The organism is Photobacterium sp. OFAV2-7, assembly GCF_022347985.1.
Lineage (GTDB): Bacteria > Pseudomonadota > Gammaproteobacteria > Enterobacterales > Vibrionaceae > Photobacterium.
On the sequence record NZ_JAKRFQ010000352.1, the window covers coordinates 1 to 4,919 of the forward strand.

At 50.4% G+C, this 4,919-nt stretch carries 6 protein-coding genes; all 6 read right to left on the reverse strand.

Annotated features, from left to right (window positions below):
- Positions 1-1,790, reverse strand: a 1,790-nt coding sequence (locus MHN01_RS16505) for a hypothetical protein (RefSeq protein WP_239412342.1), incomplete at its 3' end; no start/stop codon positions are given.
- 12 nt (positions 1,791-1,802) lie between these two features.
- Positions 1,803-2,264, reverse strand: a complete 462-nt coding sequence (locus MHN01_RS16510; protein WP_239412343.1) for a type III secretion system chaperone — start codon at positions 2,262-2,264, stop codon at positions 1,803-1,805.
- 25 nt (positions 2,265-2,289) lie between these two features.
- Positions 2,290-2,871, reverse strand: coding sequence for an HrpE/YscL family type III secretion apparatus protein (locus tag MHN01_RS16515; RefSeq protein ID WP_239412344.1), 582 nt, complete (start codon positions 2,869-2,871; stop codon positions 2,290-2,292).
- A complete protein-coding gene (locus tag MHN01_RS16520) occupies positions 2,838-3,692 on the reverse strand; it encodes a hypothetical protein (protein WP_239412345.1) in 855 nt (284 codons plus the stop codon). Before MHN01_RS16520 ends, MHN01_RS16515 begins: the two co-directional genes overlap by 34 nt.
- Positions 3,667-4,443, reverse strand: coding sequence for a type III secretion system inner membrane ring lipoprotein SctJ (gene sctJ / locus MHN01_RS16525; RefSeq protein ID WP_239412346.1), 777 nt, complete (start codon positions 4,441-4,443; stop codon positions 3,667-3,669). The genes MHN01_RS16520 and sctJ overlap by 26 nt, the downstream gene beginning before the upstream one ends.
- A gap of 2 nt (positions 4,444-4,445) precedes the next feature.
- Positions 4,446-4,781, reverse strand: coding sequence for a type III secretion system inner rod subunit SctI (sctI, locus tag MHN01_RS16530; RefSeq protein ID WP_239412347.1), 336 nt, complete (start codon positions 4,779-4,781; stop codon positions 4,446-4,448).
- Positions 4,782-4,919 lie beyond the last annotated feature (138 nt).

Below are 4,919 nucleotides of genomic sequence, written 5' to 3' on the forward strand. Positions count from 1 at the left end.
ATATAAGCCTGATTCAGCTTGGCATGAGTACACATTACCGCCCTTAAATACTCACCACGCCCTTCTGCTCCCCGGCTTCCTTCAAATGCATGCTTAATATGGCCAAGATCGCGTTTTATCGCGCCACTTTCCCCGCCACTTCGAGCTGCATCATAGCTATTTACCACATTAAGGTATGAATCATATTCCAGCTTAAGAGCAACAATGACATCCTTCAGTTCACTGCGCTTGGCCGCTAGTTTGTCCTGATACATCTCCCCGTCATGATCCTGGCCGAACGGCTCCTCGCTTAGTTTTGTCGACAGTCTCTTCAGCTCATTTTCTGTCTCCTGAATCCACTGCCTTCCCTCCGCGCCTTGTTTAGTCTGACGATCACCGAGAAAATCAGACAAATCCATCACAGCCGTATCTTTCAAGGGAACCGATACCGAGAAGAACTTACCGGGCCGACTCTCAATGCGATTGGGCTCGGTCATCAAGGTATCAAGCAAGTTGGCATGCTTGGTAAAGGTGGTATGAACAACAGAACCCTGTAGCGCCCCTTTTAGTTTGGCTAACGCGTGAATGCCGGCCTCCAGTGAGGCGCTGCCGTCGACACTCATACCTACCGCTGTGATCGGCGTCGCTGACTGACGGGGTTTGACCTGAATCTTATCGCCCTGCCCCAATATGTTTTGCTGAATTAACTGCTTCGTCAGTTGCTGGTTGTGGCTAACCACATTACGCATCTGGGCATCCGCCCTGCGCGCCTGGATCATGCCCTTGAAATTATGCTTTAGCTTACCGGCTCCTTCCCCAGCCAACATAACCAGCATGTCGTTGGCATGGTAATCAATGAAACTGTCCAGGTTGGCAAATGCCTGTGTCTTGCCCAGCCCCAGACTGCCGCTCAGCGCAACTTTGACAGGGGTTTCACCGCCTCCAGCTTCCAGATTGACACTCAAGCTTCCTTTGTGCGACGCCCGGATCCGGGTATCGTCGTTACCAGTAACCTTAACGTCATACCCAAACCCGACGGTCGCAGATGCCGCCTTGAGGTTAAACAACCCCAGCGCAGGCCCAATATCAAATTTTAAGGACACGGCACGCTCTGTGCCTCCTTTGGTCAGATGGTGGAACTGGTGTTGCAGGCTGTGCTTAAACTCATTTCTCAGTTGTTCCATTCCGCCACTTCTTACTTGCTCGGCAAGCTGGCGAACAGAAAGCGTCTGCGGATCACTTTTCGGCATTGATGCTGCAAGATCTCTTAACGCCTCATAGGCCTGGCTGTGACTTTTCGCGTCCGTCTGGGTTGCCAGATTCTTTACCGCCTGTTGCGCCTTGACAAGATTGGCTTTTGCCTCTGTCGGCAAGGCACGAGTGCTGAGGTGATCCAGTGCTTTGGCTACAACCGTCTGATCACCCGCTGTATAGGTTTTCCCCAACAGTGCATTGGCTGTTAACTGAAGTCGCTCGTCTGAACCTTTGTATGTTTCTAGCTGACCGGCTGCTGCCATCACCTGATGAAAGGCTTGTTTGCTCAGCGGTTCTTGCTGCTGCTTGAGAAAAGGCGTTTCGAGTAATAAATGGCGCGAGGATTCTGGGAGTTGGTGGAACTGCGCGAGCTGTGATGCAGAGAACAATTGGCTCACCCGGTCGGCAGGCTGAGTAATGTTATGGCTCGGTATCGTTGATGGTGTTGCGGGTGGTGGGATAGCTCCGGGAGTTGATGATGTCGATTGCTGCTGAACATGTTGCGTCTGATCGAGCGCTCGCGTCTGTACAACTGCTGATGCATTGAAATTAACCATGGAAACTCCTTATCAAACGAAACTCGCGCTGGCGATTGTCGATGGTGTCAGATCAGCGAATGCAGATACAGTCTCATCAGGTGAAGCCTCATCAGGAGCCGTCTCATCTGGTGAAATCAGTTTTTCAGCCCAGAACGCTGCGGCCTGTAGAAACTGGTTATACAGGTGTGCCCAGTGCAGTGCTTGCTCGACGGTGAACAGATAAGCAAGCAATACCTGATTGCCCTCGAATACGGATAAGGTCGCCCCGTTTGTCTGCTGCCACATACAATTGGCAGCCAGTAATTCACGCAACTGTTGATCGTGACTCACAATCCCTACCTGGCTGTAGAGCACGACGCCATCAGGGCGATAATAGAAATTGACTGTAAGCGAGAGCGAAGGATGATTGATTGATGCCACATCATTTTCATCAAACCCCAAAGGACTTCCCGTCACTTCGGTCAACGCTTTTTGCCATGCTTCTTTGTTCATAGTTACCTCTTCTTGTTGTTATCATCTATTGCGATGCCGTTGAAAGCCGGGTCTCAAGCTGTTCGATAAGATGTGCCATCGATGCCACCAACAGTTGGTCACCAATTTCAACTTCACACGCATTGTGTAAATGGTCAGCCCCTTCGCACTGAATATCGGGAAAATCATGGGCAATTACGCTGATGTGCTCAGTAGGCACCCGTACTATCACATTCTGGTTGTCTTGCATTTCCTTCAAAGCGAGGTTGACCAATGATCTGACTTGATCGGCTTCTGGGGATTGACTGGTCATCGTCATCAAAGCCTCTTTGACTATGCCGGCCAGCTCGGATTCCAATGCCGACAAAGTCTCTTTCCAGCATTCTCGCAGTTGCTGCTCGATATCAAGAACGACGATGGTTTGTCTGGCCTCGGCTTCCTTTTTTGCCAGCTCGAGCATTTCCTCAGCCTTTGACTGCGCTTCGGCAATAATCGCCTCTGCTTGCGTATGTGCAGACGCCAGTATTTCTTCTGCCTGTTGGTGCTGCTCAAGCTCCGATGCCGTTATGATTTTATTTCCCACTCCTGCCGACATCAGGACTGAAACCGTTTTAACCACTCGTACCATTCAGGGGATTTCCTTTGCAGACAAACCATTAAGCTAAGAGAGAGAACTTTCAGGGTTGCCATGTTTATCGACAATGATGAAAATGCAGATGGAGGTATAGATTCCTTTTCCGAACAAACCGGGAGCTTCAGTTGCAACAGCCACCGCCAGCTTTCAGGCCAGTCTTGAGTTAGCTTTCCCACTATCAAATTTCGTGTTCGCGCTTTTTCCTGCTGCCAATTCAATGCTGTAATTGAATTTGGAGCTGTGCTTGAACCTAAATCCCTGGCAGATTTTGAACGAGATCGCCTGGCAAGATTGGAGAGCCAGGAGAACGAGGAATGAGAGTGGCTCGATAACTCTGTAGGGTGTGGATTGGCAGGATGCAGCCGCCCATGCGCCATCAGCCAGTCGTAATCATTGCCCAGATTATCTCTGATTACTTGCAGATCATTTCGACAGATAATCCTGGTAATCGCATCAAGGTGAAACCAGGCACTCCAGAGAGTCAGCACCTCTTCAAGTACCTGCCACGGTAATAGCGCCCAATACTGCAGCGGAGCCAGTTCGGACAACAGCGGGATCAAACCAAAGTGCTCAAGCAGCCCCTGATTGAGCCAGGCTTGCTGAGGCGCTGATAGCTCCTCTGTCCACCACTGGCTGTTATTTAAGCCCGCATTAACCGACTCAGAGCCTTCACTATCAGGCAGTTCTGCTTTCGTTAATCCGAGTTCAGCAAGTGCTGCTGCTATTTGAGTAGGGTGAATCACTTGATGCAAACATAAACAATGCTTCACTACCAACTGCTGCTCTGTATCACTGGCTCTGAGTAACACGCTCAAGCACCTCCAGATCGCGTCGCTTTTGCTGCCTTCTTTGCCAAATCATAACGCCAATGAGTACCAGCATCATGGTGCCAAGCAACCCGATCAAACCGTATAGCACCATTGGCGTCGGCTGCAGATTTTCTGCAACTACTGGTGCTAACAGCTGCGCCGAGACCTGCGAGGCAACCATTACAACCTGAACATCATCGTACTTAAGCCCTTCGATACTGTTCTGGATCAGGCTTTTGATCTGCGGGATCAACTGACCGACATCTGTGTTCTGCGCATGTTTGATGAACACGGCCGCCGATGAAGGCTTCAGCGTTGCTCCCCTGACGGTTTCCGGTACCACCAAATGCACTCTGGCACTGATCACCCCATCAATCTGGTTGAGAGTTTCAGCCAGTGCCTGCGACAGCGCATAAACAAAACGCGCTTTTTCCTGGGTGGGTGTTGCCACCAACCCATCTTGCGGAAACAAGTCTTCTACCGTGGAGAACCGCTCGCGCGGATAACCATTTTGCTTTAGCAGCTCAACCGCATAGGCAAACTGCGTCTTCTCGACTTTCAGGCTAATAGTATCGCTGCTGGCTCCCTGCTTTTCGGCATCGACGCCATGGTTAAGCAGCAGCGCCAACATCTGGTTGGCATCCTGTTCGGAAAGGTTGGAATACAGGTTGTCTTTGCACCCCTGTAAAAGGCAGACAACCAATGCGATCAACAACCATCGGAGCCATCGAGGAGCAAGAAAAGAAACAGCTGACATAACTATTGGCTCTTTAACAGGGTATCTATGTTCTGACTCGATTTGCTAACGGAGCGGGCCAGCGTTTCCTCAACCAAAACCAGACGCGACAAGTCCATCTGGACCTGAATCAAATCATGCAGAGACATTTCCGGGTTGTCGTTCAGGCGGCTCTGGATCTGCTCAGCCTGAACGTCCAAATCGTTGCGAATTGTCTGAATTCCCTCAACCATTGCATCACCCATCGGCTGGGTGCTTTGCTCAAGCTGTTGGGTGAACAATTGCTCCAAATTCACACTGGAAACACTTTGTTGCGGTAACACAAATGATGATTGTAGCGGGGCGACAGGATCAACCATGATTGAGTTCCTTGATCAATTGTTCGCTGACAGGAATTAACGCATCAGCCATCGGTAACATTGTTCTTCCCAAGGTCTCCCCCGCCAGATGTCGCTCCCCTTCTAACAGGTGGAGCATCGCAATGAGCACCTGATTTT